Genomic DNA, 22,270 nt, shown 5'->3' on the forward strand with positions numbered 1-22,270 from the left:
CCGGTCATGCGAGCCGGCGTTCATGTATCCACGCGTGGCGGCTATCGGGAAGCGGCGAGAAGGGCCGCTGCCTATGGCGCGCAAGCCTATCAATATTTCCCTAAGAACCCAAGAAGCCTGGCGGTAAAATCATTCGATCGCAGCGAAGCGATTCGCTGCGCCGAGTATTGTGCCGCGCGTGGCATCGTATCGATCGCGCATTCTCCTTATCCGACGAACGTGGCTTCGGAAGATGCCGAGCATCGCGCGCGTACCGTGCTTTCCCTGCTGAACGACCTGGAAATCGCCGAGGCGTGCGGATCGCTCGGCGTTGTCGTTCATTTCGGCGTTTATAAAGGTCCGGACCCGCTCGAAGGGTATCGGAATTCGGTCATCACGCTGAGCGCGGTCGCGAAGCAATGGCACGGCAAAGCGAAGCTGCTGATCGAGAACCAGGCCGGCGAACACACATTCATGGGCACGACGATGGAAGAACTGGCGCAGATCCGCGGCTTATGCGCCGACGCCGATAAAATCGGCTTTTGCCTGGACACCTGCCATTTGTTCGCGAGCGGCGTGTGGGACGGGAGTCCGAATGGGCCTTGGATGGAGAAAGCGATCGAGCTTGGCGTCATCGGAAATCTCGCGGCGATTCATTTGAATGATTCCGTTTATCCAAGCGGGGAGAAGCGGGACAGGCATGCGGTCATCGGCGAAGGATATATCGGGGAAGCAGGTTTGACGTGGCTGCTGCGGCACCCGCTGCTGGCGAACACGCCATTCGTATTGGAAACGCCTTCGGGGAACGACGGCACGCATAAGGGACAATTGGAACTTATCCGGCGTATGGGAGGCTCGTCAATCGTATGATTAATGTCTATTTGGATGATTACAGGCCGTGCCCGCATGGGTTCGTTCTTGCCAAGTCAGCGGCGGAATGCATCCTGCTGCTGGAGCATGAAGAAGTCGACGTGCTATCGCTGGACTACGAGCTCGGCTGGGGACAGCCGAACGGATTGGCTGTGGTGCAATATATCGTGGACAGCGGACGTTATCCGCGGACATGTTATTTTCATACGTCGAGTCCTGCCGGCCGCATCAATATGATTCATTTACTGACGCAGCATGCGCCGCCTGAAGTGGTCATCCATCATGGACCGATGAAGACGTAGTAACCTTGGGAGGGGAAAGCATGATTTCATTGCAAGACATTACGTTCCGCCGCGGGGACAGGCAAATCCTTAATGGCGTTAATTTACAGATGAACACAGGCGAGCATTGGGTCATTCTCGGACGTAACGGCTGCGGCAAGACGACATTGCTCGAAATGATGAACGGCTACGAGTTTCCGACGTCCGGCACGGTCGATGTGCTTGGTAACCGCTACGGCGAATGCGACGTGCGCGAAGTACGCAAAGAAATCGGCTATATCAGCCAATCCATCCTGGAGAAGCTGACGCTGCGCGACCCGGTCTGGGAAGTCGTGGCGACGGGGGAATACGCGTTTCTCCGGTTCTATCAGGAGATTGACGAAGCGGTGCGCTTGAAGGCATTGTCCTTTCTGGAAGAAGTGGGATTGCTGCATGTGGCCGAACAGTCGCTGGGATCGTTGTCGCAAGGCGAACGGAAGAAAGTGATGCTCGCCCGCGCGCTGATGCTGAATCCGAAGCTGTTGATCATGGACGAGCCGTGTGCCGGTCTTGATCTCTACGAGCGCGAGAAACTGCTGATTGACCTTGGCCGCCTTAGCGAGCGCGACATGATGGTCGTTTACGTGACGCATCATATGGAAGAAATCATTCCGCTGTTTACGCATGTCGCCTTGGTGCAGAACGGCGAAATCGTAGCGGCAGGACCGAAAAAAGAAGTATTAAGCGCCGAATGGCTGAGCACCGCATACGATTGGCCCGTGGAAGTTCATTGGGCAGACGACCGCCCGTGGATCCGGGCATTATCAGGAGGAAGAACATAAGTGACTGAATGGATTGGAACCGCGAATCACGGCTTTGCCTCGCTTGCGATGGAAGAACTTCGCAGAATGATTCAGGGGATTAAATTTACGCAGCTTATCGCAGGCGAGGTATTTCGCATCGAGGTTCCGTTAAGCCGAGAGGACATGCTCGAACTGATGCAGCGCAATGAGCCGATCTTTCTGCGGCATATACAGCCGATCGAACGGATTTTGCCGATTCATGGCGGGGCCGACGATCTGCAGGAGTTGTCCGATCTTGTTCGAAACGCGCGAAAGCGCTGCGAGGACGGCCTGACCGCTATCCATATCAGACGCGTCGAGGGAACGCTCTTCCCGTATTCCGCCGCAGATACGAAAGCGGTGTTGGATGCCGTCATCATGGAATTGGGCGGGGAAACGGCCATGCAGTCTCCGGATCGGATCCTGTCCATCTTCGCAGGACACAATGAATTGTATGTCGGCTGGGGAACGCCGGCCGAGCAATTGTCGGACTGGCCGGGCGGCGCCGTTCGTTTCCAGCGCGAGGAAGGCCAAATTTCGCGTGCGAAATTCAAGCTGCTGGAAGCGGAACGAGCATTCAAGCTCTATCTGGAGACGTTCCGGGAGGCGCTGGATATCGGGGCTGCCCCGGGCGGTTGGACGCAACTGCTCCTGGAACGCGGTCTGCGCGTGACTTCCGTCGATCCCGCCAATCTGCATCCGAAGCTAGCGGCTTATCCGCGTTTAACGGTATTAAAGAAGAACGCTTCGGACGTTCGATTCCCGCCGAATACGTTCGATCTGCTCGTGTGCGACATGAGCTGGAGCCCGATGCAAATGGCCAAGCTGGTGCTCGAGAAAACCGAGGCGCTGCAGGATGGAGCCGCGGCGATCATAACCGTCAAGCTGATGCATAAGAAGCCGCTGCAGACGATTCGTGACGTGGTCGCGAAGCTGGAGTCGCACTTCGAGCTGATCAAAGCGAAACAATTGTTTCACAACCGCGATGAAATTACGCTATACTTGAAATACAAGAAAGCATAGTTATCGTCTCATACGCAAGTTAGCAAATCAATATATGCCGCGCAGGAAAGCATCCTGGACGGACAGTTCTGGCACGCTGGAACTGTCTTCGTTCGGGGTGCTTTTTGCGTTCTTAGGAGGTTGGATCGAGATGGAACAGAAGGAACGTACGGAACGAATGGAACGCATGATAGGAACGCTCATAGGCGGCCGGTACCGTATTCAGGGATTGATCGGTCATGGCGGCATGGGCGAAGTTTACGCCGCGGAAGATCTGCGGCTGCAAGGCAAAATCCGCGCCCTGAAGGTGAATCGGACATCCGAAAACGACGGATTGTTCAGCGCCGAAGAAGCAGGTCTGCTGATGCAGCTGAATCATCCCCATGTGCCGCTGATCGTGGACTATTACCCGGCCGCGGAGAACGACGGCTATGAAATCATGGTCATGGACTACATCGACGGCATGACGCTTCACGGTTATTTGGAACGACAGGGCGGATTCATCCCTTCGTTGAAAGCAGTCGAAATCGGCCTGCAATTAGCCGAAGCATTGCGATATTTGCACAGCCAGCAGCCCCCTATCATCCACCGGGACTTGAAGCCTACGAATATCATGATCGATCGCAGCGGTTTCGTGCGGTTAATCGACTTTGGGATCGCGCGCCAATTCAAGCCGGGACAAATCAAGGATACGATAACCTTGGGGACGCCCGGATTTGCCGCGCCAGAGCAAGAGGGAGATCGTCAGAGCGATGCGCGCACCGATATTTTCGGCCTTGGCGCGCTGTTGTATTATTTGCTGTCCGGCGGCGGGAAGATCGACAGGAACGCCGGAGCGGGTGGCAGCAGGGGGAATGCGCCGCAATGGCAGCTCAGCGGAATGCCAGCTTTGACGACCATCGTCAGCAGAATGACCGACCCCGTTCCGGCCTGCCGATACGGGTCCATGGAGGAAGTCAGGCAGGCGCTGGGAGAATGTCTGCACGGCAAGGCTGCTCCTGAGAGCGGACGGGGCGGCGTCGGCGCGGGAGCAATTCTTCATACGCAAGCGTTATCGCATCTTCGACGTCAGCGGTCGGTTATGATCGCCTCGTTGTCGCCAGGTGCCGGGGCTACGTTCACGGCGATTACGTTGGCGCAGTTGTTGGAGCGTGCGGAAGATCGGAGCATCGCGGCTGTCGAACATCCTGACCTAGAGCCGGAATGGCATGCGCTAATACCCATGTCCGGCAACCGAGGGGATGCCAATACCAAGCCTTCGGCAGACGGCAGATACGCCAAAATGACGTCGCGCTCGGGCCGTTTGGAATGGTACCTGCTTGAACCCTCGGCCAATGCCGCTTCAGGGCAAGCAGCGGAACTGCAGCTTAAACATCGCATGATGCTGCAAACGATTCGCGCTTCGATCGTTGTGACGGACGTATCAAGCAAGTGGCTTTCGCCCGAGACGGGGAAGCAGCTGGCGGCTTGCGATTGCCTGCTGCTTATCGCGGATCCATTTCCCTCCAAATGGACAATCGAGCGCTTGGCTGCGGCGAAACGGATTTGCAGCGAACGAGAAGCCGAGGGACGGCCAACGTACTGGATCGCCAATAAGGACGGGAAGTTTGCCGCTCGCGGCGAATGGCTTGCGTCGATGCCGGCCAAGCCCAGCTGCTCGATACCGCTTCTGCCGGCGCAAGAATGGATGGATGAAGTGTGGCGCGGAGGTTGGGCGACCTCGAACAATAGCTGGCGATCGCAGCTGGAACGCGCCTTATTACCTGTATTGAATGCCATCACTTCGAATATTTGACCAAATGACTCGCTCTTCTGCGTATCCATAGTATCTATTAATCGGAGAAGCTTATCGTCTCTGAGCCCTGATTGGATGAGCGACTCTTATGAAAGAGCATGCCAGAGCGCTTGCATTGACGGACATGCTTAATTATGATTATGGGAACGGGTCCGCTGGGGCCCGTTATAGACTACAGCAAGGTAGGTGCAGAACGAGTATGAACGAACGCATTCTTGTCATCGAAGATGAAGACGGCATCGCGCGGATTCTCCAGCTCGAGCTGGAGCATGAAGGCTATATCGTCGGCCGCGCTTCGGACGGCAGGAGCGGTTTGGAGCAGGCGACGAACGGCGAGTGGGACATGCTGCTGCTCGACGTCATGCTTCCAGGACTGAACGGCATCGAGGTGCTGCGGCGCATCAGGCAGGCCGGCAATCCCATTCCGATCATTCTATTAACGGCGCGAGATACGATTCCGGACAAAGTCAGCGGATTCGAGCATGGCGCCAATGATTATATAACGAAGCCCTTCGCGATGGAGGAGCTGCTTGCGCGGGTACGCAATTTGCTTCGTATCTTCCAGCAGCAGCCGAAGGAGCCGGAGAGTCCGGACGTGTTGAAGGCCGCCGATCTTTCGATCGAGCTTCGCACGCGCAAAGTGTTCCGCAAGGATCTGGCGATCGAATTGACGCCGCGGGAATTCGAACTGCTCGTCTATTTGGCCGAGCACCGGAACGAAGAGAAGTCGCGCGAAGATATTTTATCCGAGGTGTGGGGCTATGATTTTATCGGAGAAACGAATCTCGTGGACGTCTATATTCGTTATTTGAGGCAGAAAGTCGACAAAGGCTATCGTCATAAGCTGATCCATACCGTCCGCGGCGTCGGATATATGCTAAAGGAGCCGGATGCATGACGCTTCGTCGCCGATTTACGTTTTTTACGATATTTTGGCTAATTTTTATATTGATCTTGTTTAATATTTTCGTTTACTTGTTCGTGATCAAAATCACGATCCGCAGCGAAGACCAATTACTGACGAATAAAGTGAATATTTTGCTGGAGGACCCCAGAATCAATGATCCCAATCAGCTAGCCAGCATGGATTTGCTGCGGGATTATTATAATGTGAGCGAATTGATGCGGATCGTCGATAGCAATGGCAAAGTGGTCAATACGCAGGGATCGGACCCGGAGTTGCTCGCGCTCAAGCCGGACTTCTCCATCAAGCACGACACGGGGATGTTCTTCATCGAAGGACGCCGCGTGCTCTATATGAAGGTGCCGCTCTTTCACGATAACGAAATTATCGGGACGCTGGAACTTTATCGCAAGCTTACGTTGCTAGACAGTTACTTGAAGGTTTTGGTCATCGCGTTGACGATTACGAGTATCGGAGCGATTCTGTTCGCGATATTCGGCACGTATTGGTTCACGTCGCGCTTAACGTCGCCGATTCAGCATATGGTGCAGACGATGCGGGAGATCGACCGGAGCGGCAAGCTGCGCAAGATCGAGCTGGCCCAGAGGGATCAGTCCGCGGAGCTGCTGCAGCTCGCACGGGCGTTCAATCAAATGATCGACCGGCTGGACCGGACCTTTGAACGCCAGAAGCAATTCGTGGCCGATGCTTCCCACGAGCTGAAGACGCCGCTTACGGTCATCAGCAGCTATGCCGGCTTGTTGAAGCGATGGGGACGCGATGACGCGAACATCCGCGACGAAGCGATCGAAGCGATCAGCAAAGAATCCCAGCGGCTGCAAAATCTCACGAAATCGATGCTTCAGTTGGCGCAAGCCGAGCAGGAAGACTGGTTGAAGCTCGAAACCTTCAATCTCGTTCAACTGGCCGACGAGACGGCGGATATGCTGCACATGACGTTCCAGCGGATGATCCGCGTCCATACGACGGGCAAGCAAGACATCCGATTGAGCGCGGACAAAGAGAAAATCCGCCAATTGCTCGTCATATTAATCGATAATGCCATTAAATACAGCAAGGAACCGATCGATATCACGCTGTCGCTTCATAAGAACGTCGTTCGTTTCTCCGTGACCGATAAAGGGATCGGTATTCCCGAGGACGAAATGCCGTATTTGTTCGAACGCTTCTATCGTGTGGACGGCGCCAGAAGCCGGACTACGGGCGGAGTCGGGCTCGGCCTGTCCATCGCCAAGCGGATCGTGGACTTGCATGAAGGCCAAATCGACGTATTCAGCAAGCCGGAGCAGGGGACGACGATTTCGATCGCGATTCCACAGCGAAAATAAAGAAACAGCCAAAGGGAGAGGACCATGAAAGGGTTACGCGTATGCGCGGTGCAATATAAACTCGCGGACATCGGTCATTTTGACGAGTTTGCGTTTCAAGTGCGTCATTATGTAAGGAATGCGTCGGAATACGGCGTCCAGTTCGTGTTGTTCCCGGAATTCTTCACCACCCAGCTGCTCTCGATCGGAGACGGTTCGGGCGCGGCACTGGGCATCGACCGGCTGCCGGATTTCACGGAGGCTTATGTGACCCTCTTTCAATCGCTGGCAGCGGAATATGGGATGCACATCATCGGCGGCACGCATGTCGTCGCCGCGAAAGACGGCAAATTGAACAATGCGGCGCATTTGTTCTATCCGGACGGCCGCGTGGAGAAGCAGGAGAAGCTTCATATGACGCCGACGGAGCGGGAAGAGTGGTCCATGTCGCCTGGGGAAGGGCTGCGCGTGTTCGATACCGAATTCGGCACCATCGCGATGCTGACTTGCTATGATATCGAGTTTCCGGAAATCGTGCGCATGGCTAGAGCCAAAGGAGCGGACATCATTTTCTGTCCGTCCTGCACGGACGATCGTCACGGATTCTACCGGGTGCGCTACTGCTGTCATGCACGAGCCGTCGAGAATCAAGTCTATATCGTAACGACCGGAACGGTCGGTTCGCTCCGGAAGGTGGATTTCATGCGGGCGAATTACGGACAAGCCGCCGTTATTTCCCCGAACGATATTCCGTTCCCGCCAGCTGGCATCATGACGGAAGGCGTCATCAACGACGACATGCTCGTTGTCGCGGATATCGACGTCAGTCTGCTGCACGATGTTCGCGCGGCAGGGTCCGTGACGACATGGCGTGACCGCCGTACAGATCTGTATGGCGATTGGTCTTAACCTGCGGCTGTCCGAGGAGGACTTAGAATGCGCAAGCAAATGATCGTTTACGCGGACGGGAAACCGGTTGAAATCACGATCCGCAACTATACGCAGTCGGATTTTTCCGGCATGATCGCCATTCAGAAGGAATGCTTCCCGCCGCCGTTTCCGTCCGACCTCTGGTGGAACGAGGAACAGCTTCGAGAGCATGTAACGCGTTTCCCGGAAGGGGCGTTATGCGCGGAACTGAACGGCCGATTAGTCGGTTCGATTACGGGACTGAGGGTCGACGACACGCAGTTGGCCGGCCAGCATAGCTGGGCATCCATGACCGACGGCGGCTATATTCGCAATCATGCACCGGATGGCGGTACGCTGTATATCGTCGATATTTGCGTCATTCCGGAGATGCGCAAAGCCGGCATCGGAAAATGGCTCATGCAATGCATGTATGAAACGGTCGTGTTCCTGGGCCTCGAACGGCTGCTTGGCGGGGGGCGGATGCCCAGCTACCACCGCTATGCAGTCAGCGTATCTCCGGACGAATACTTGGCAGGCATCGTTGCCGGCCGTTACACGGATCCCGTCATATCGTTCCTGCTGCGCTGCGGCCGCATGCCGGTCGGGACGGCCGCGAATTATTTAGAGGATGAAGAATCGTGCAATTATGCGGCGCTCATGGAATGGAGAAATCCGTTTCGAGATTCGCAAGGTTAACTTAAAGGAGCGAGAATAGTGGACTACATACGTATTCAATCGATCGATAACCCGTTGTTCGCGAAGATGCATGACCTAATGAAAACCGTCTTTCCTCCCGAGGAAGTGCTGGCGTACGAGAAATGGCAAGGCCCGCTCGAAGACGAGAACATCCATGTTTACGTTGCCGTGCATGAAGGGGAAGTCGTCGGTACGACGGAGTATCGGTATTATCCCGAGTTGAAAGTCGCGATGACGGACTTTACGATCGTCGGCCGTCCGGGTCTTGGCATCGGAAGATTCCTGCTGCGCAATCGCTCGCGGGATTTGCAGCAGCTGGCTGCGAAGAGCGGCACGGTATCCATCGGCATGTTCGCCGAAATCTATGATCCCGTGCAAGCTACGTATGAATTCGGCGGCATCTATCCGATGAATCCGTACGTTCGCCGTGAAGTGCTGTCCCACATCGGCTATATGCGACTGGATTTCCCGTACGTCCATCCTTCCTGGGAAGAGGACGGATCCGCGGTCGGCGGCCTGAACCTTTGCTTCCTCCCGGCGGACGAGGATCAATCGGAGCTGGATGCATCGCTAGTCGTTACCTTCTTGACGCAGTATTATTCCGCGCTCCCCAACAAGCCGGATGAATGGTACGGCATGATCGAACAGTTGAAAGGCAAACAATCGCTGACGCTACTTCCGTTGTAATCCTAATGAATTCTTGATCTAACTTGTCAAAGGAGGTCTGCACAAGATGTTCATCACGTTCTGGGGAACGGGCGACGCGATGGGCGTACCTCGCGTGTATTGCTCCTGCGACGTCTGCGAAGAGGCGAGAGCGGAAGGGAAAAACCGGAGATTCCGTTCCCTTGCGCAGCTTACGGATGATTCGTTCGGCACGATGCTGATCGACTGCGGTCCGGATTGGCGCAGCGGCATGGAAGCGTTCGGTCTTCGCGACGTCGATACGCTGCTCATCACGCACGCGCATTTCGACCATATCGGCGGCCTCCCGGAATACGCGGATTTATGCAGGTGGCTCGGGCGACGCGGCAAGGCGTACGCGAAACAGGAAGTCATTGAAGAAATCTTAGTCCGGTTTCCGTGGCTTCGCAATCAGATCGATTTCTTGCCGATCGGCGACAAGCTGACCTTCGGCGTCTGGGAAACGATCTGCTGGAGAGTCAACCACGGCAAGAATGGCTATGCTTACGCGTTCCGCTTCACCCATGCTGCCAGCGGCCGCAGTTTCGCTTATTGCTCGGACGCGATTGCATTGCAAGGCGAAGAACTGGAACCGCTGCGGGACCTGGACGTGCTTATTCTGGGAACGAGCTTTTACGAAGAGCCCTTTGCGTTCGAGACGCGTTCCGTTTATGACGTTAAAGAAGGCTTGCAGCTGATCGAACGGCTGCGGCCCGGCAGAACGATATTTACGCATATGTCGCATGACATCGATCTCACTCGCGACTACGGGCTTCCTCCGGGCACGGCTTTCGCCCGAACGGGCATGTCGATCACGCTTTAGGCGTTCTGCCACTTGACTTTAATCATATACAGCGGCTATGATAAAACTAACTTTATGCAGCAAGGGGAAATTTTAATGCGTGTCGGTGTTCTTAACTTCTAATTGGATATAGCCTGGGGCCAGAAGCGCCTCCAGGGACGGAACTGAATTCGCGTAACAAGTATGGCTTGCCCCAGTGGCGCAGGTTTATGTTGTTATCGCCGAATGCGGTCTCCGTCGCCAATGAGTTAAGAACATGACCATTTCCCGCCTGCTGGACGGCAAATGAGCGTGCTCTTCGAGCACGCTTTTTTCACGCCTTCGGACGTTCCCCGACATTGGAGACGTCCGTCTTCGCGTGATTGCCGTATCCTTAGACAGGACCGGAATGCGTTTATGCGCTTTCCGGTCCTGTTTTTTTATGCCTATAAACAAAAAACGATGACAAAAGGTGGATTCCGCAATGAATCAAACGACGATGAAAGCTTTAGAATTTCATAAAATCAAATCGATGCTCGTCTCCTTCACGGTTTCGGAGGCAGGCAAAGCACTGGCCGAACGGCTGGAGCCAAGCAGCCATTTCAAGCAGGTAACGGCGTGGCTGAACGAAACGGAAGAAGCGGCGGCGCTGCTCGCGACTGGCGCCAGCGTTCCATTGTCGGCCATGGAAGGGATCGGCCCGTTCATGGCGCTTCTCGGCAAGGGGAAAATATATACGGAGCAGGAGCTCGGACAACTGGCAGCTTGGCTGACGGCGGTCTCGCAGATGAAGCGCTACATGGACAGCAAACGGGCAACGGCGCCGACGATCAGCGGATATGCCGACTCGATGCAGGATTGCCCGGAATTGGTCAAAGAACTTGCAAGATGCATTCGGCATGGCGTGCTCACCGATCAGGCCAGCCCCGAGCTGGCGGATATTCGCCGCCACATCGCGGCAGCCGAAGACCGGATCGAACGCAAGATTAACCAGCTGTTGGGCAAATACAAGAACGCGCTGCAGGAACAGCTGGTCAGCAGGCGGAACGGCCGATTCGTCATTCCCGTCAAGAGAGATCTGCGCAAACAAGTCCCGGGCACGGTGTGGGATGAGTCGGCCAGCGGTCAAACCTTGTTCGTCGAGCCTGCCGACGTTTCGGACCTGCAAGGGGAGCTGCAGCTGTGGAAGAGCGAAGAAGATCGCGAGCGGATGCAGATTCTATCGCGCCTCTCGGACGAAGCGGAGACGTACGGCGCCGAGTTCCGATGGAACGTGGAAGCGATGGCTTTGTTCGATTTTATTTTCGCCCGGGGCAAGCTTGGACGCACGTACCGCGGCAGCGCGCCAACGGTCACGGATCGTCCGTTCGTCCGCTTAAACGGCGCTCGCCATCCGCTGCTCGGAGAGAAGGCAGTGCCGCTCACTGTCGAAATCGGCGGCGACTGGAGACAGCTCATCATAACGGGGCCCAATACGGGCGGCAAAACCGTCGCGCTCAAGACGATCGGCCTATTCGCCTTGATGTGTCAATCGGGCCTGTTGCTCCCGGCAGAGAAAGGGACGGAACTCGGGCTATTCGAGACCGTACTCGCGGATGTCGGCGACGGGCAAAGCATCGAACAGTCGCTCAGCACCTTCTCCGCGCATATGGAGAGCTTGAGCGGGATGCTTCGCAAGGCGAACGGGCGCTCGCTGCTTCTGCTAGACGAGCTGGCCGCGGGCACGGATCCCGGCGAAGGCATCGCCTTGTCCATCGCGGTGCTGGAAGAGCTGCTGAAGCGCGGCTCGCTGGTAGCGGCGACGACGCATTTTAACGAGATTAAACGTTTCGCGGCTGTCATGAACGGCTGCACGAACGCGCGGATGGCCTTCGATGCCGAGACGCTGAAGCCGATCTATCGCTTGGAAATCGGCGAAGCCGGCGACAGCTATGCGTTCGCCATAGCCAGACGGTTCGGATTGCCGGAGAGCGTAGTCGAACGCGCGGAACAGCGAGTTCGGCAGACGGCGGCGGCACCGGCGGCTGGAGAAGGCCGGTTCGAACCGATCATCGATAAGCAGGCGAGCGAGATCACGACCACGGTAGCAGAGCGGAAAATCAAACAAGCGAAGAACACGGCGAACTCTGAATCTTCACCTTCAACTTCAATTGCGCCTTCACCTTCACCTGAGGTGGCCGCGCAAACAGACAGCAAGAAGCGCCCTTTCGAAGTCGGAGATTGCGTCTGGATTTACCCGTTGAAACGAACGGGCATCGTCTACAGCGCAGCCGACGAGCGCGGCGATGTCGTCGTCCAAGTGCAGAAGACGAAAATGAGCTTCAACCGGAAACGGCTATCGCTCTATATTCCGCACACGGAGCTGTATCCGGGAGGAGGGTATGATATGGATATCGTTTTCGAGTCGAAAGAAAACCGGAAGAAGCGCAAGCTGATGGGGCGGAAATACGCGCCAGGCATCACGATCGTCACGCCGCCGGAGGAGAAATAACGCTGACTCGGAGAAAAGTCCGGCCTGTTTACGCAACTTCCGCTTGAAGTATGAGGCGGCCGCGGATAAAATAGGAAAGGATTTAGAATAGTGCGGAGCTGGCGGAGGCAACATGAGATGAATGCAGCGATGGATATGGACATTTTTACAGTTTTCAGCATTATCGGCACGATAGCGTTCGCAGTGAGCGGCGCGATCGTGGCGATGGAGGAAGAGTACGATATATTAGGCGTATACGTGCTCGGACTCGTCACCGCCTTTGGCGGAGGGGTTATTCGCAATCTCTTAATCGGCGTGCCGATTCCGACGATCTGGACACAGGGCATGCTGCTTAAGACAGCGGTCATCGCGATGACGATCGCGTTCATTCTTCCTTTGCGCTGGATCAAGACTTGGAAGAAGAGCGAAGCGTTCTTCGACGCGATCGGCCTATCGGCGTTTGCCATTCAAGGCGCGTTGTATGCGACGGGCAAATATCCGCTCAGTGCGGTAATCGTTGCAGCCATGCTGACCGGAATCGGCGGCGGGATGATTCGTGACGTGCTGGCGGGCCGGAAGCCCCTGGTGCTCCGTGATGAGATTTACGCGGTTTGGGCAATGAGCGCGGGTGCGACGATCGGGCTAGGGTGGTTCAAATCACCGGTCGAATTGCTCGTCTTGTTCGTCATCGTCATCGTGTTCCGCATGCTGTCCGTCCACTACGGCTGGCGTCTGCCGCGCAGATCGCTCAAGTACGCGCTCTCGCAGTCGGTCTTCGAAGACGAGAATCGGGCGGCAGCCGCCAAGAAGGAGCAAAAGGAAGGGGAACGGCAATGATTCGGGTTTTATTTGTTTGTCTGGGCAATATATGCCGTTCGCCGATGGCGGAAGCGGTGTTTCGCTTTCGATTGAAGGAACTGGGGCTGGAAGAGCGGATCGAAACGGATTCCGCCGGCACGGGCGATTGGCATTTGTGCAAGCCGCCCCACGAGGGAACGCGCGCCCTGCTGGATAGTCACGGCATCTCGTATGAGGGCATTCGCGCAAGACAGGTGCTGCTGGACGATTTTAACCATTTCGACTATATCGTCTGCATGGATAGCAATAATGAGCGCGACGTTAGGGAAGTGTTCGGAAGCAAGGCGGACGGGAACACGAAGGTGTTCAAGTTCATGGATTTGCTGCCGGAGCAAGAGAGCGACGACGTACCGGATCCGTATTATACCGGCAATTTCGAAGAGGTGTATGCGCTGGTGGCGGAGGGCTGCGATAATCTCCTGGTCAGAATCCGGGATGAGCATCCCGATCAAGTCTGAAGCGACAGCCAAGGGTAGGTTCTCCAATTACACTTAACAAGCAATTTTAAAACACGCTAACACGAAAAGCACAAAAAAGAAACCGTAAGTCCCCCGAGCGGGAACTTACGGTTTTTCTTGTGCTCGGCCCGCTCTGATCAACTCTCGGCACGCAGGAAGCTGCGAAGCGCTTCTGGAATATACTGCTGCCAGAACCCCCAGACATGATCGCCGTTATGTTCGCCGTACATCGTCGATGCGCCTTTGCTTTCCAGAATCCTGCGCATTTCTCGGTTCATGGCAACGAAATCGAAGACGCCGCGGTCGGATTTGAAGGCGGTCTCCTGCAGGCCGACGATCATATAGAGCGAGAGCTCGCTCAGATCGCCCGCCGCTTCGGCGATTTTTCGCGAAGCGGGATAAAAGGCCCCCGACAAGGCAATAATTTGATGGAACAATTTGGGGAAAGCGAGCGCGATGTGGAAGCTGACCGATCCGCCAAGGGAATCGCCCGCCAGAATGCGAGATTCGGACTCGCGGCGGATCGGATATTTGCCCTCGACGAATGGAATCAGTTCTTCGCCGAAGAAGGACACGTACGCCGCATGGCGTTCGCCGTCCGGCGCGTATTCCGCTGTCCGGTGATTAAGGTCAACATCGACCCCGACGATGATGAAGGGCTCGATTCCTTCGTCGAGAATAAGCTGATTCGCGATCGTCGCGATGCGCCCGAAGTTGAAGAACTGCTCGCCGTCCTGGCAGTATACGACGGGGTAACTCAGAAGCTCGTTATAGCCCGGCGGCAGAAAAACGCGCAGGTTGCGGGAGCCCTCGGGCAAAAAGTTGCTCGTGACGACTTCCTTCACGATCGTTCTTTTTAAATAGCGTTCATCCGTCATGTGATGAAATCTCCTTTCGATTGCATGGATTACGAGTCAATTGGGTAAACAAAAGGGAGGCCATTTCAGCAATTTTTATCGCATTTCCATGAAATACATGTAGGGGTAAGTTTATCCTTATCCAAGCCTGGATTTCCTCGGAATGAGACGAGCCGTGCCGCATGAATGCAGGCGTTCGCCGTTTTTACCTTGCTGTTGTATTATGCTGTACTATGAATAAATAATATCTGTTACATATACAATTTAGCAGGTTTATAGATAAAAAATTGCCGAGTTCAGCGGTTTTTATTACTTTATGCTTTGACCATATCGGTTAAACAGGTTTATAATCATTCTATAACAGAGCTACTCGTTTTTTCAAATATTCAACTGAGGTGAACAATATGAGCAAGCTGCCTTACGAAGTTCATTCGGAACCGGTAACACCGCTTTCCGTCTTGTCTCCTGAAGGAGAAGTCATTAACGAGGCTTACATGCCGAATTTGACTGACGAGCAATTGAAAGAAATTATGTACCGCATGGTCTTTACCCGCACGTGGGATGAGCGTGCAGTTAACCTGGGTCGTCAAGGCCGTCTTGGTTTCTACGCGCCGGTATCCGGTCAAGAAGCTTCCATGGTCGGCAGCGAGTACGCCCTGAACAAGGATGATTTCGTCTGCCCGGGCTACCGCGACATGCCGCAAATCGTATGGCACGGTCTTCCGCTTTACCAAGCATTCCTGTACTCCCGCGGTCATCAGCACGGCGGTCAAGTTCCGGAAGGCGTTCATGTTCTTATGCCGCAAATCATCATCGGCGCTCAAATCCTGCACGCGACCGGCGTAGCGATGGCCTTCAAGAAAAAAGGCGAGAAGCGCGTTGCGATCACGTATACGGGCGACGGCGGTTCCTCCGAGGGCGATTTCTACGAAGGCTTGAACTTCGCAGGCGCATTCAAACTGCCGGTTATCTACGTCGTACAAAATAACGGTTATGCCATCACGACTCCTTTCGCGAAACAAACGGCAGCGCAATCCATTGCGCACAAAGCGCTAGCGGCCGGCGTTCGCGGCGTGCAAGTCGACGGCATGGACGTTCTTGCCGTTATCAAAGCCGTATCCGAAGCTGCGGAACGCGGCCGTAACGGCGAAGGCGCGACTTTGATCGAGATGATCACATACCGTTTCCGTCCGCACTCCATGGCGGATGACACGTCGAAATACCGTACGAAGGACGAAGAAGGCGAATGGGGTCTGAAAGATCCGCTTACTCGTTTCGGCAAATTCCTCGAGAAGAAAGGCCTGTGGACGGAAGAAGACACGGCCCGCGTGAAAGAGGAAGCGAAAGCGACTGTCAACGAAAACATCAAAAAAGCGGAAGCGACCGAAAAAATGACGGTTGGCGGTTTGATCGATTCCATGTTCGAAACGACGCCTGCTCATTTGGAAGCGCAAAAAGCCGATTTTCAATAATGGGATGCTTATATAGAAGCTAGCTTAAGGAGGAACTCGCGACAATGGCTCAAATGAATATGAAAGAAGCGATCCGCGATGCAATGCGCGTGGAGCTTAAGAACGATCCGAACGTAATCGTCTTCGGTGAAGACGTCGGTAAAGTCGGCGGCGTATTCCGTGCTACGGAAGGCCTGCAAGGAGAATTCGGCGAAGAGCGCGTATTCGATACGCCGCTTGCGGAATCCGCAATCGCAGGTATGGCGGTCGGCATGGGGATTCAAGGCTTCCGTCCAGTAGCGGAAATTCAATTCGTCGGCTTCATCTACGAAGCGCTTGACCAAATGTTCGTGCAGGCGGCGCGCATGCGTTACCGTTCCGGCGGACGTTACAATTCGCCAATCGTATTCCGTACGCCTTTCGGCGGCGGCGTCAAAGCAGCCGAGCTGCACACGGACTCGCTGGAAGGTCTTGCGATCCAAACGCCGGGCATTAAAGTCATCGTGCCTTCGAACCCTTACGATGCGAAAGGTCTTCTTGTAGCGGCTATCCGCGACAATGATCCCGTGTTCTTCATGGAACACTTGAACCTATACCATGCTTTCCGCGCAGAAGTGCCTGAAGAAGCATACACGGTCGAAATCGGCAAAGCGAACATCGTTCGCGAAGGTGCCGACGTTACGATCATCGCTTACGGCCTGATGGTGCATACGGCGGTGAAAGCGGCTGAAGAGCTCGAGAAGAGCGGCGTGAAAGCCGAAGTTATCGACCTGCGCACGCTGCTTCCGCTCGATATCGAAACGATCGTCGCATCGATTCAGAAGACGAACCGTGCCATCGTAGTACAGGAAGCTCAGAAAACATCCGGTGCCGCTGCCGAAATCATCGCGCAAATCAACGAGAATGCCATCCTTCACCTGGAAGCGCCGGTATTGCGCGTTGCCGGTCCGGATACGGTATATCCGTTTGCGCAAGTCGAAGACAGCTGGCTGCCGAACGTGGACCGCATCGTGAAAGCCGCTAATCAAGTGCTGAACTTTTAGTTCACGACATCTATAGACGACAATTGGGCAGGTTGTGAGACCTGGAAGGAGGTCACGGGACGTGGCAAAGTTTGAATATCGTTTCCCGGAGCTAGGCGAAGGCTTGCATGAAGGCGAAATCGTTAAAATGCATATCAAGCCAGGCGATACGGTTACGGATGAAGATATCATCATGGAAGTGCAGAACGACAAGGCGATCGTGGAAGTTCCTTGTCCGGTGAACGGCAAAGTGCTTGAAGTGCTCGTTAAGGACGGACAAGTTTGCCACGTAGGCGAAATTGTTGCCGTTATCGACGCTGAAGGCGAAGTGCCTGAGCAAGCAGCTCCGGCAGGCGGAGGCCACAGTGCTCCGGCACCGGCTGCGGAAGCGCCGAAAGCGGTAGAAGCGCCGAAAGTCGAAGCTCCTACGGCGGCAGCGCCGGCAGCAGCAGCTCCAGCGGCTTCCAAGCCTGCTAGCGGTCTTGTCCTAGCTACGCCTAGCGTGCGCAAATTCGCGCGTGAACAAGGCGTTGACATCGCATCCGTTGCAGGCTCCGGCAAGAACGGACGCATTACTCGCGAAGACGTATCGGCATTCGCGTCCGGCGGCAGCGCAGCAGCGGCTCCTGCGGCAGCGGAATCTGCGGCAGCAGCTCCAAGCGAGTCGAAGTCGGCTCCGGCGGCAGTCGTATCGACGGGCGACCGTACGGAAGAGCGCGTACCGTTCAAAGGCATTCGCAAAGCGATCGCGAACGCGATGGTGAAATCCGTATACACGGCGCCTCACGTAACGATCATGGACGAAGTAGACGTAACGGCATTGGTTCAGCTGCGCACGAAAGCGAAACCGCTGGCCGAGAAGAAGGGCGTCAAATTGACGTACCTGCCGTTCATCGTGAAGGCGCTCGTAGCGGCTTGCCGCCAGTTCCCGATCATGAACGCGATGTTGGACGAAGAGAAGCAAGAAATCGTCTACAAGAAGTATTACAATATCGGGATTGCTACCGATACGGATAACGGGTTGGTTGTTCCGGTCATTCCGGACGCTGACCGCAAAAACGTATGGATGGTTGCCGACGCGATTCGCGACCTCGCCGTCAAAGCGCGCGATGGCAAGCTGAGCGCGAACGAGATGAGAGGCAGCACCATCAGCATCACGAACATCGGTTCCGCGGGCGGCATGTTCTTCACGCCGGTCATCAACTTCCCTGAAGTTGCGATCCTCGGTACGGGCCGTATCTCGGAGAAGCCGGTTATCAAGAACGGCGAAATCGTTGCAGGTTCCGTCATGGCTCTGTCCCTTAGCTTTGACCACCGTCTAATTGACGGCGCGACAGCTCAAAACTTCATGAACTACATTAAACAGCTGCTTGCTGATCCGCAATTACTTGTAATGGAGGTTTAAAACTATGGTCGTAGGTGACGCTTCACTCGATATCGATTTGCTAGTCATTGGTGCGGGACCAGGGGGCTACGTTGCAGCTATTCGCGCAGCGCAGCTTGGTCAAAACGTACTTATCGTAGATAAACAATATGTAGGCGGCGTGTGCTTGAACGTGGGTTGCATCCCATCCAAAGCGCTTATCTCCGCTTCCCATCAATACGAATCCATCAGCCACGCTTCGGAATTCGGTATCACGGCTTCCGACGTGAAGGTTGAATGGAGCAAAGTACAGGAGTTCAAGAACGGCGTCGTCAAGAAATTGACGGGCGGCGTGGCTTCACTCCTCAAAGCGAACAAAATTCAATATTTTGCCGGCGAGGTTATGTTCATCAACGAGAACGAAGCACGTGTTTTCAATGATCAAGAAGCGCCGCGCTACCGTTTCAAGAACTGCATCATCGCGACGGGCTCCCGTCCGATCGAGCTGAAAGCTTTCCCTTACGGCGGACGCATCGTGTCCTCGACAGGCGCTTTGTCGCTGCCTGAAATTCCGAAGAGCCTCGTTGTTATCGGCGGCGGCTATATCGGTATCGAGCTTGGCCAAATGTACGCTAAATTCGGCACGCAAGTGACGATCATCGAAGGTTCCGACAGCATCCTGCCTGGCTTCGATTCCGATATGTCCTCGCTCGTTGCGAAGAAATTGAAAGCAGCGAAAGCGGAAATCGTAACCGGCGCGCAAGCGAAGAGCGCAGCGCAAACGGACAACGACGTAACGGTAACGTACACGGTAAACGGCGAAGACAAGCAAGTTACGGCGGATTACCTGCTCGTAACCGTCGGCCGTCGTCCGAACACGGACGGCGAGCTTGGTCTTGACCTGATCAACCTGAAAATGTCGGATCGCGGCCTGATCGAGGTTGACGAGCAATGCCGTACAAGCATTCCGCATATCTATGCGATCGGCGACATCATCCCTGGTCCTGCGCTTGCGCACAAAGCAATGTACGAAGGCCGCGTCGCGGCTGAAGTTATTGCCGGACAACCAAGCAAGATCGACTACAAATGCATCCCGCTTGTTGTTTTCTCCGATCCGGAATGCTCCAGCGTCGGTTACAGCGAGAAGGAAGCCAAAGAAAAAGGCCACAACGTCAAAGTGGGCAAATTCCCGTTCAACATCAATGGACGCGCATTGTCGCTCGGCGTTAAAGAAGGCTTCGTTAAAGTGATCGCGGATGCGGATAACGGTCTTGTGCTCGGCGCGCAAATCGCTGGTATCGAAGCTTCCAACATGATCGCGGAGCTTGGTCTTGCGATCGAAATGGGCGCAACGCTCGAAGATATCGCACTGACGATCCATGCGCATCCAACGCTCGGCGAGATCGTGCTGGATGCTGTTGAAATGGCGCTTGGCCACCCGATTCACGCGATCGCGAAGTAATCACCTATCGCGGTACAATCGCATAACGTAACATTAATAAGAGCGAAGAGGTCACGCCGCAGTTGTTCTGCAGCGGGCCTCTTTTTTACATAACGAGTAATGTAATTTTTACAAGCGAGAAGGATGGTGACCGGCATGTCCGAGAACAGCAAACCGACCAGCGAATCCCGATCCGCCATGATGCAGCTTATTTTCCCGTCCGATACGAATTATCACGGTACGATGTTCGGCGGTAAAGTCATGGAATATATGGACAAAATCGCGGCCATCGCCAGCATGCGCCATGCGAGAGGCCCGGTCGTGACGGCTTCGACCGACAGTCTGGATTTCGTCGCGCCGATTCGGGTTGGCGATATGATCGACGTCGAGGCGTTCGTGACTTGGACGCATCGCAGTTCCATGGAAGTTTACGTGAAAGCGGAGACGGAGAACGTGTACACGGGAGACCGCAAAACGGCGGTTACCGCGTTCTTCTCGTTCGTCGCGCTGGACGAGGACGGGAAGCCGAAGCCGGTCGCGTCCATTATTCCCGAAACCGAAGAAGAATGGGCGCTTCATCGCTCTGCGCCTGCCAGATACGAACTTCGCATGCAACGAAAGCGGGACAGAATCGACAATAAGTGATAAAATAATAGAAATAACTACTGGCGTCAGTTGTCGCTAAAAAGCAGGAGTGAGCTTAGGTTGAGTAACAGCGAACAGCAATATCTGAACCTGCTCCGGCACGTTCTGGAGCATGGCGCGAAGAAGGAAGACCGGACCGGTACGGGGACTTTGTCGGTATTCGGCTACCAAATGCGCTTTGATTTGCAGGCGGGATTTCCGCTTCTGACGACCAAACGTGTGCCGCTGAAATTAATCGCAAGCGAGCTGTTGTGGTTTATGAAGGGCGATACGAACATTCGTTACCTCTTGCAGCATAAGAATCATATTTGGAACGAATGGGCGTTTAAGAAGTGGGTAGAGAGCGATGCCTATACAGGACCGGATATGACGAATTTCGGACTGCGTTCCCAGCAGGACGAGGAATTCAATCGTCTATATGAGGAACAAGCGAAGCTGTTCATCGACCGGATCTTGAACGACGAAGGCTTCGCAGCCGAGTTCGGCGATCTCGGCAATGTGTACGGGAAACAGTGGCGCAGATGGGAAACGTCGCAGGGCGAGACGATCGACCAACTGAAGAACGTCATCGCGGAGATCAAACGCAATCCGGATTCGCGGCGGTTAATCGTGACGGCTTGGTCGCCGGAAGACGCGACGCCGCAGCGTTCCGCGCTGCCGCCTTGCCATACGTTATTCCAGTTCTACGTGGCGGACAACAAGCTGTCCTGCCAGCTGTACCAGCGGAGCGGCGACATTTTCCTCGGTATCCCGTTCAATATCGCCAGTTACGCGCTGCTCACGCATATGATTGCGCAGGAATGCGGTCTAGAGGTCGGCGAATTCGTGCATACGATCGGGGACGCGCATATTTATTTGAACCATTTGGAACAAATCGATACGCAGCTTGCCCGCGAGCCGCGAGCATTGCCGGTGCTGAAGCTGAACCCGGATGTCGCATCCGTATTCGATTTCGAGGTTGGCGATATCAAGGTGGACGGCTATGACCCGCATCCTTCCATTAAAGCGCCGGTAGCGGTCTAAACGGTGAATCGAAGGGAGCTTATTCGGTACGATGAAAATTACGATGATTGCCGCCATGGCCGAAGATAGAGTCATCGGCGTCAATAATGAGATGCCTTGGCATTTGCCTGCGGAGATGGCGCATTTCCGGCGCTCGACGACAGGCAAGACGATCGTTATGGGCCGCAAAACGCTTGAATCGTTCGGAGGAGCGCTGAAGAACAGACGAAACGTCGTGCTGACCCGCAGCGAAGCTTATCGGCCTGATGGAGCGGAGACGGTTCATTCTGTCGAAGAAGCAATGACGAGATTCGGCGGCGAAGAAGAGCTGATGATCATTGGCGGCGCGCAAGTGTACAGCCAATTCCTGCCCTACGCAGACAAGCTGCTGCTCACCGAAGTCCATGCCGCATTCGAAGGCGACGCACGTTTCCCGGTAGTCGACGAATCGGAATGGCAGGCAGTAAACCGCGAGTTCCATGCGAAAGACGAGAAGAATGCCTATGATTTTACGATCATTACTTATATTCGCGTTCAGCGGCAGGATGAAAGTCGCGTTTAAGCAAACGTCGAACATTCTGTCACAAAGTGCAAATGATTGTACGGAAAATCCATATGATGACCCAAGCCTTACTGCTACGATATTGTAA

22 protein-coding genes are annotated in these 22,270 nt (G+C 54.9%); 21 read left to right on the plus strand and 1 reads right to left on the minus strand.

The window, feature by feature from the left end:
* Nucleotides 1–6: 6 nt before the first annotated feature.
* From GZH47_RS29475 to GZH47_RS29540, 14 genes are all read left to right on the plus strand, one after another.
* Nucleotides 7–849 (plus strand): deoxyribonuclease IV, encoded by an 843-nt coding sequence (locus GZH47_RS29475; protein WP_162644646.1) that lies wholly within the window; start codon nt 7–9, stop codon nt 847–849.
* Complete coding sequence (locus tag GZH47_RS29480) at nt 846–1,151, plus strand: cyclic-phosphate processing receiver domain-containing protein (RefSeq protein ID WP_162644648.1); 306 nt, start codon at nt 846–848, stop codon at nt 1,149–1,151. The genes GZH47_RS29475 and GZH47_RS29480 overlap by 4 nt, the downstream gene beginning before the upstream one ends.
* A 20-nt stretch (nt 1,152–1,171) precedes the next feature.
* A complete protein-coding gene (locus GZH47_RS29485) occupies nt 1,172–1,951 on the plus strand; it encodes an ABC transporter ATP-binding protein (RefSeq protein ID WP_162644650.1) in 780 nt (259 codons plus the stop codon).
* Nucleotides 1,952–2,974, plus strand: a complete 1,023-nt coding sequence (locus GZH47_RS29490) for an SAM-dependent methyltransferase (RefSeq protein WP_192043560.1) — start codon at nt 1,952–1,954, stop codon at nt 2,972–2,974. It begins immediately after the preceding gene.
* A gap of 130 nt (nt 2,975–3,104) precedes the next feature.
* Complete coding sequence (locus tag GZH47_RS29495; protein WP_162644651.1) at nt 3,105–4,748, plus strand: serine/threonine protein kinase; 1,644 nt, start codon at nt 3,105–3,107, stop codon at nt 4,746–4,748.
* A gap of 199 nt (nt 4,749–4,947) precedes the next feature.
* Entirely contained in the window at nt 4,948–5,646 is a 699-nt protein-coding gene (locus tag GZH47_RS29500) for a response regulator transcription factor (RefSeq protein ID WP_162644653.1), read from the plus strand.
* Nucleotides 5,643–7,001, plus strand: coding sequence for a HAMP domain-containing sensor histidine kinase (locus tag GZH47_RS29505; protein ID WP_162644655.1), 1,359 nt, complete (start codon nt 5,643–5,645; stop codon nt 6,999–7,001). The genes GZH47_RS29500 and GZH47_RS29505 overlap by 4 nt, the downstream gene beginning before the upstream one ends.
* Nucleotides 7,002–7,025: 24 nt before the next feature.
* The gene (locus GZH47_RS29510) at nt 7,026–7,889 is read left to right on the plus strand and encodes a carbon-nitrogen hydrolase family protein (RefSeq protein ID WP_162644657.1); all 864 of its coding nucleotides are present in this window, start codon (nt 7,026–7,028) and stop codon (nt 7,887–7,889) included.
* Nucleotides 7,890–7,916: 27 nt separating this feature from the next.
* The gene (locus GZH47_RS29515) at nt 7,917–8,588 is read left to right on the plus strand and encodes a GNAT family N-acetyltransferase (RefSeq protein WP_162644659.1); all 672 of its coding nucleotides are present in this window, start codon (nt 7,917–7,919) and stop codon (nt 8,586–8,588) included.
* Nucleotides 8,589–8,606: 18 nt separating this feature from the next.
* Nucleotides 8,607–9,275, plus strand: coding sequence for a GNAT family N-acetyltransferase (locus GZH47_RS29520; RefSeq protein ID WP_162644662.1), 669 nt, complete (start codon nt 8,607–8,609; stop codon nt 9,273–9,275).
* A 46-nt stretch (nt 9,276–9,321) separates the two neighbouring features.
* Entirely contained in the window at nt 9,322–10,095 is a 774-nt protein-coding gene (locus GZH47_RS29525) for an MBL fold metallo-hydrolase (RefSeq protein WP_225446269.1), read from the plus strand.
* A 442-nt stretch (nt 10,096–10,537) separates the two neighbouring features.
* Nucleotides 10,538–12,544 (plus strand): endonuclease MutS2, encoded by a 2,007-nt coding sequence (locus tag GZH47_RS29530; RefSeq protein ID WP_162644664.1) that lies wholly within the window; start codon nt 10,538–10,540, stop codon nt 12,542–12,544.
* Nucleotides 12,545–12,673: 129 nt separating this feature from the next.
* Complete coding sequence (locus tag GZH47_RS29535) at nt 12,674–13,360, plus strand: trimeric intracellular cation channel family protein (RefSeq protein ID WP_192043666.1); 687 nt, start codon at nt 12,674–12,676, stop codon at nt 13,358–13,360.
* Nucleotides 13,357–13,839: a low molecular weight protein-tyrosine-phosphatase gene (locus tag GZH47_RS29540; RefSeq protein WP_162644666.1), complete on the plus strand. Its 483-nt coding sequence runs from the start codon at nt 13,357–13,359 to the stop codon at nt 13,837–13,839. Before GZH47_RS29535 ends, GZH47_RS29540 begins: the two co-directional genes overlap by 4 nt.
* Nucleotides 13,840–13,976: 137 nt before the next feature.
* Here GZH47_RS29540 and GZH47_RS29545 read toward each other — a convergent pair whose 3' ends face one another.
* Complete coding sequence (locus tag GZH47_RS29545) at nt 13,977–14,717, minus strand: alpha/beta hydrolase (RefSeq protein WP_162644668.1); 741 nt, start codon at nt 14,715–14,717, stop codon at nt 13,977–13,979.
* A 383-nt stretch (nt 14,718–15,100) separates the two neighbouring features.
* Between GZH47_RS29545 and pdhA the strand changes: the two genes are divergently transcribed.
* The 7 genes from pdhA to GZH47_RS29580 all read left to right on the plus strand — a co-directional run bounded on the left by pdhA (nt 15,101) and on the right by GZH47_RS29580 (nt 22,182).
* On the plus strand, nt 15,101–16,168 hold the full coding sequence (gene pdhA / locus GZH47_RS29550) for a pyruvate dehydrogenase (acetyl-transferring) E1 component subunit alpha (RefSeq protein ID WP_162644670.1): 1,068 nt from the start codon (nt 15,101–15,103) through the stop codon (nt 16,166–16,168).
* Nucleotides 16,169–16,212: 44 nt separating this feature from the next.
* On the plus strand, nt 16,213–17,190 hold the full coding sequence (locus GZH47_RS29555) for an alpha-ketoacid dehydrogenase subunit beta (RefSeq protein ID WP_162644672.1): 978 nt from the start codon (nt 16,213–16,215) through the stop codon (nt 17,188–17,190).
* A gap of 61 nt (nt 17,191–17,251) precedes the next feature.
* Nucleotides 17,252–18,574 carry a dihydrolipoamide acetyltransferase family protein gene (locus tag GZH47_RS29560; RefSeq protein ID WP_162644674.1) on the plus strand — a complete coding sequence of 441 codons (1,323 nt, stop codon included), beginning with the start codon at nt 17,252–17,254 and terminating at the stop codon, nt 18,572–18,574.
* 4 nt (nt 18,575–18,578) lie between these two features.
* Nucleotides 18,579–19,994, plus strand: a complete 1,416-nt coding sequence (lpdA, locus tag GZH47_RS29565) for a dihydrolipoyl dehydrogenase (RefSeq protein WP_162644676.1) — start codon at nt 18,579–18,581, stop codon at nt 19,992–19,994.
* A gap of 135 nt (nt 19,995–20,129) precedes the next feature.
* Nucleotides 20,130–20,618: an acyl-CoA thioesterase gene (locus GZH47_RS29570; protein WP_225446270.1), complete on the plus strand. Its 489-nt coding sequence runs from the start codon at nt 20,130–20,132 to the stop codon at nt 20,616–20,618.
* A gap of 60 nt (nt 20,619–20,678) precedes the next feature.
* Nucleotides 20,679–21,641, plus strand: coding sequence for a thymidylate synthase (locus GZH47_RS29575; protein ID WP_162644680.1), 963 nt, complete (start codon nt 20,679–20,681; stop codon nt 21,639–21,641).
* A 31-nt stretch (nt 21,642–21,672) separates the two neighbouring features.
* Complete coding sequence (locus tag GZH47_RS29580) at nt 21,673–22,182, plus strand: dihydrofolate reductase (protein WP_162644682.1); 510 nt, start codon at nt 21,673–21,675, stop codon at nt 22,180–22,182.
* Nucleotides 22,183–22,270: the final 88 nt, after the last annotated feature.

It is taken from the genome of Paenibacillus rhizovicinus, from assembly GCF_010365285.1.
In the GTDB taxonomy this organism is placed as follows: domain Bacteria; phylum Bacillota; class Bacilli; order Paenibacillales; family Paenibacillaceae; genus Paenibacillus_Z; species Paenibacillus_Z rhizovicinus.